The following is a 4,915-nucleotide window of genomic DNA, read 5'->3' on the forward strand; positions in this document are numbered from 1 at the left end:
CCCCGAGATACTCGGGGGGGTCGGCGGCTCGACGTCCGGGGTCTCCACGGTCGCGTAGAGCCAGAAGGCGCCGTCCCGGTAGACGAGATCCGTCTGCTTGACGGTCGCGACCGCCGGGAAATACTGAGGTCGGGTATACCGGAGTTTGAGCCGGCCGTCCAGTGTCCAGACGCTCACCCGGTTTCGGCCGAGGGAGAGCACCCGGCCAATCGTAGCAGATGGCCCCGTGCTCCTGGAACGAGAGCTCGGTCAGGACCTTCAGGGGTTTGCCGAGGGCAGCGAGCACCTTGTTCTGCTCCTTGATCGCTTCTCTGGTGCTCCGGTAACTCCCGGCAACCTTGCGGAGAGCGAGAATGGTCATCTGTGCAGAGAGCCCGAAGGACTCTCGGATATGACGATACAACCGGGCTTGGAGCCCCCGGTCAGAGAACTGTCGCTCAGAAAAGGCAACCGGCGAGGCGGCGTTGCAGGCTGCATTGTACCGCTCCATCGTGGCGAACAGCATCTGCCGTTCACCTGGAGACGCAAACAACCGCAACTTCGTCACCGATTGCATACACCTCTCTGTTGGACTTCCTCCGGCATAAAGAACAGCCGTGCGGGGTGAAAGTGTATCGTGATATGCGAAGGGCCGATTCCTCCTACGACTCAAGTCGCGGGAATCCTCGGCCCATTTTCTTGAATTCAATCCTGAGCGTTACCTCCTCCAGCCACGACCGTCACGGCCCCGGCTGTCGTCTCAAATGCTTGTTCTCACGGGTGAAGTTTTGATATCGACGCGAGCCAGGCCTGGTGTCCTTCGTCCCGGATGGAACTTTCGAAGACCGCCGGTCGGATGTAGTTGACGGACCACCCGTCCCGGAAGGAGTCCCGGATCTCACTTTGTGCGATCCTCCTCGGAAGAGGGTATTCGCCGGGCTCCTGATCGCTGAAGCAGAGCATGAAGTAGTTCCCGCCGGGCGCGAGAACGGTTGCAAGGTTCTTCACGAAGACCGGCCGGTCTTCGTCGGAGAGGGTATGGAAGAATCCGGAATCGATGACGGTATCGAACGTCCTGCCGAGCCCGGCGAGGTCCAGCGCGTTCCGGACACGAAAGTGCGCCTGAAGCCCTCTTTTAGCAGCCTTCTCCTCTGCCTTTTGGATCGCGAGAGCGGCGGTGTCGATTCCGATCACCTCATACCCTTCCCCTGCAAAAAAGAGGGCATGCTCCCCCGTTCCGCACCCTACATCCAGGACGGAGCCGGTAATCTCTCCCGCCCGGGCGAGCTCGATGAACGCCTTCTGGGGCCGGCCGATGTCCCAGGGAGGTGTGCCCCGGTAGACCGAGTCGAAGATATCCATAGATTATGGTTGATCCGGGGACGACTTAACCGGTTCCGTGGGATTCAGATAGGTGGGACCGGATATCAGAGCAAAAACGAGAGTCGGGTTTACAACACCTCACACGGGTGACCTGGTGCAAATAGGGGAGTTCCGCCAGTTCTGGAGATGACTGTCTCCAATGAAATAACTTATTTTTGCATCGTTTGAATTTGAATAAGATTTCCGCAGGTGTCGTCGAAGACTGCTATGGTCACCTGGCCAATAACTTTTGTCGGCTCCATCGTGAACTTCACACCCTGTGCTTTTAGTTTTTCATATTCCGCATGAACGTCTTCAACACCAAAGGACGTGGCAGAGATACCCTGTTCAAATATTCCTTTCTGGTATGCCTGTGCTACCGGGTTGCTGTTCAGCTCAAGCAAAAGCTCGGTCCCGTTTTGATCGTCAGGGGAAACGACGGTAAGCCACCTGTACTCTCCGGCAGAAGCATCATTCTTTTTCACAAAGCCCAACACTTCAGTGTAGAATTTCAGAGCCTTGTCTTGATCGTCTACAAATACATTGGTCAGTATGATCTTCATAGTCGTCCATATTAGGAGGACCATATATATTTTGCGGCAACTCATTAGTCCGAATTATGACGTTGTTCTCATGATCACACTGTTAGTGCACCAGCAGTGGTATGGTCTCGCCGACCCCGAATTTGAACGTCAGGTGATCGTGACAGGGACAAAGCACAGCGTTAGCAGGCGCAGGATCGGGTGTCCCCTCTGGACAAAGGAGCACCGTTTTCTTGGATATCTGCTAGAAGGCGGGATACCGTCGACGAGGCGATAACAATGACACCGGAGACAGTTGGGATCTACGTTGAGGATCTCCAGGAGAAAGGTGAGGAGGTTCCTACCAAAGAAGAATTATTGGAATGCGCCCTCACCGGCGTAGTTCCGGAATGAACACCCGATCGACGATATTTAAACTTGCGTTAAATTTCTTCCTTTCAGCTACTCATACTGACAGTTTTCTGTAACATCGTTCTCATTTACCGAAGGCCGCGGTGTCATGCCTTACCACGCTTGGTGTGAGTTTTCTGAAAGGGATTCTCTCTTCCACAGGTTTGAAAAACGTGGTTCTTTGTCCCGCCGTTCTGGTGGCATTCCCCCCTCTTTCCCACTACTGGTCTCTCCGGGCGAGTGTCACGCCCACCACGTGGCCAAGGTCACCATCGTCACGTTGATGCCGCTTCTCCCCCTGAACTTCCCTGCCAGCGTCAACAATGACATTGTCGACGCCACAAAGATTATCCTGACAGCAGTCATTTTCCTCATTACCTCCCAGTAGCCATATTTACCAGATAGAAAAAGCATATAACTCCATGTGCAGATCGTCACTCAGGGGAGGTGGTAGGTGAGTTACACCGCCCAATCCCAACATCCCTCCGAACTGTTATTCTCGTAGAGCAATCTATTAAAAATCGTAACCTTCTTTGAACTGGAATCTAAAATTACAGATAAAAATTGGATAGTGACTATGACCGGAGAACAGCATACATTGATCCCGCTTCCAGAGATACTTAGCAATTATAAAGACGAAAGCGAGATAGTACTTCATGAGGGGGATTCGTTGAGTTTTCTCGGAACTCTCCCCTCAAACTTGGTATCCCTCATAATAACCTCGCCTCCATATAACTTAGGGAAAGAATACGAGAAATCGCAGAGTTTAGAGCAATACTTAGAAACGCAAGAAACAGTGATCGATGAACTTGTACGAATTCTTCATGATCAGGGGAGTATTTGCTGGCAGGTTGGGAATTACGTAAAGGATAGAGAATGTTTTCCTTTGGATATTCAATATTACTCAATCTTCAAGAAACATGGGCTAAAATTACGAAATCGCATAATTTGGCATTATAGTCATGGTCTTAATGAAACAAGAAGGTTTAGTGGAAGATACGAAACGATATTGTGGTTTACAAAAACAGATGATTACAAATTTAATCTCGACCCAGTTCGAGTTCCAAATAAATACCCAGGTAAAAGGCATTACAAAGGACCAAACAAAGGGAAGCCTTCCTGTAATCCCAAGGGAAAGAACCCTTCTGACATATGGAGTTTTCTTAAATCAGAGTGGGATAACGAAATTTGGGAATTTCCAAACGTAAAGGCGGCTCATCCCGAAAAAACCATTCATCCTTGTCAATATCCCATAGAATTGGTAGAAAGATGCGTACTGGCATTAACAAACGAAAACGACTGGGTTCTTGATCCATACTGCGGTGTTGGATCTTCACTGATTGCAGGTATTAAACATGGAAGAAAGGTAATTGGGGCTGATAAAGAAACTTCATATATACAAATAGCAAAGCAGCGAATTGAAGCATACTTTAATGGACAACTAAAAATGAGAGAAATGGGCAAACCAATTCTGGTCCCGAATGGAAGGGAAAAATGGTCTAGAATTCCAGATGAATGGAAAGGGAAGGAATAAAAATTTATTGTAATGCTCTGCCATCCGTTCCTTTAGGGATTCTTGGAACATCATAACTCGTATCATCGTGTTGAACCGCGAAAATACCTAAATAACCATCCCTGCAAGGAGTTACTCGCCAGAGGTCAAAGTAAGGCTCTAACTCCTCATAATTTCCAATACGATCTGTCAAATACCTATATAATTCCCTAGTTGGAAGAATTAAAGCACCTCCGACCAGTTCCCCTTTCAGAATACCTAATACCATTTTATTGATCGCTCGATGAGATGACGAAATATTTCCTGTTTCCCACTCGACAGCAAAACATTTATCTCCAATTCTATAAATTGCGTCGTGAGAACCCGGATTTCTTCTTTTCGATTTCTTATCGGAGGATTTCCCTTTTTCATTCTGCACATCCTCCCAACCTCTTTGAACAAGATGTGAAATAAAATTCAATTTAATCGGCTTTACACCATTTCCCTTTCCTCGTTTTTTCCCAGATTCCGGATAAATTGTAAATTTATCAGATTCTGGCGGATGGACGACTTTTTTGATAGATGAAGTGATATCATCCATTATTTTTGAAAATTCGGGAGTTTCAGAAAAACCACCAGAATCAATGAGGGTGACATGTTTCTTAATCTGCACATGAATCACCCCCTGTGATTGTACAGGCAATACCAAGCCGTTCCTCGACCCTCAATAGCAATTCTGATGGGAGAACATCAAGAGCGTGTGCGATTTTAAAAACGGTTGAAAGTGTCGGGCTTTTTTTTCCTGTTTCAATTTGACTAATGTAAGTTCGATCTAAATTTGATTTTTTTGCCAAAATCTCCTGAGAAAGAGATCTTTCACTCCGAATCTCTTTTATTATAATTCCAAATACTTGTTCTTCGTTCATTTAATCTCAAATCTAAATTTGTCGAAGCAATGCAAAGGGATATCGTAGACGATAGTCTACAAATTGAAGATTTCGTATGAAGTCATCCTAAAAGTTTCCAGCGGCTGACGATTCCTATAGTTCAGAGCATTCTGTCGCCTCCCCGCGAAAAATTGAGGGGTCTCTGGCGTCAAACCTCTGATACGGCTCCTCTCTGGGTATCGCCACGCGGGGGAGGGATCGGG

At 47.8% G+C, this 4,915-nt stretch carries 7 protein-coding genes; 1 reads left to right on the plus strand and 6 read right to left on the minus strand.

The window, feature by feature from the left end; all coding sequences use genetic code 11:
- The 4 genes from BRA42_RS07035 to BRA42_RS07050 form a co-directional block, all read right to left on the minus strand.
- Nucleotides 1-201: hypothetical protein (locus tag BRA42_RS07035; protein WP_342772112.1), on the minus strand; the 201-nt coding region annotated here is incomplete at its 3' end.
- A gap of 552 nt (nt 202-753) precedes the next feature.
- On the minus strand, nt 754-1,341 hold the full coding sequence (locus tag BRA42_RS07040) for a class I SAM-dependent methyltransferase (RefSeq protein ID WP_342686247.1): 588 nt from the start codon (nt 1,339-1,341) through the stop codon (nt 754-756).
- A gap of 170 nt (nt 1,342-1,511) precedes the next feature.
- Nucleotides 1,512-1,904, minus strand: coding sequence for a VOC family protein (locus tag BRA42_RS07045; protein WP_342686248.1), 393 nt, complete (start codon nt 1,902-1,904; stop codon nt 1,512-1,514).
- A gap of 612 nt (nt 1,905-2,516) precedes the next feature.
- Nucleotides 2,517-2,648, minus strand: a complete 132-nt coding sequence (locus BRA42_RS07050; protein WP_342686249.1) for a hypothetical protein — start codon at nt 2,646-2,648, stop codon at nt 2,517-2,519.
- A gap of 202 nt (nt 2,649-2,850) precedes the next feature.
- Here BRA42_RS07050 and BRA42_RS07055 point away from each other — a divergent pair, with 202 nt between their 5' ends.
- Nucleotides 2,851-3,807, plus strand: a complete 957-nt coding sequence (locus tag BRA42_RS07055) for a site-specific DNA-methyltransferase (protein WP_342686250.1) — start codon at nt 2,851-2,853, stop codon at nt 3,805-3,807.
- Nucleotides 3,808-3,811: 4 nt separating this feature from the next.
- On the opposite strand, the gene BRA42_RS07060 is transcribed toward BRA42_RS07055, so the two are convergent.
- Together BRA42_RS07060 and BRA42_RS07065 are read right to left on the minus strand one after the other, a co-directional pair.
- Complete coding sequence (locus BRA42_RS07060) at nt 3,812-4,438, minus strand: hypothetical protein (RefSeq protein ID WP_342770373.1); 627 nt, start codon at nt 4,436-4,438, stop codon at nt 3,812-3,814.
- Entirely contained in the window at nt 4,428-4,691 is a 264-nt protein-coding gene (locus BRA42_RS07065) for a helix-turn-helix transcriptional regulator (protein WP_342686252.1), read from the minus strand. The genes BRA42_RS07060 and BRA42_RS07065 overlap by 11 nt, the downstream gene beginning before the upstream one ends.
- Nucleotides 4,692-4,915: the final 224 nt, after the last annotated feature.

This window comes from Methanoculleus sp. UBA374 (genome assembly GCA_002508705.1).
In the GTDB taxonomy this organism is placed as follows: domain Archaea; phylum Halobacteriota; class Methanomicrobia; order Methanomicrobiales; family Methanoculleaceae; genus Methanoculleus; species Methanoculleus palmolei.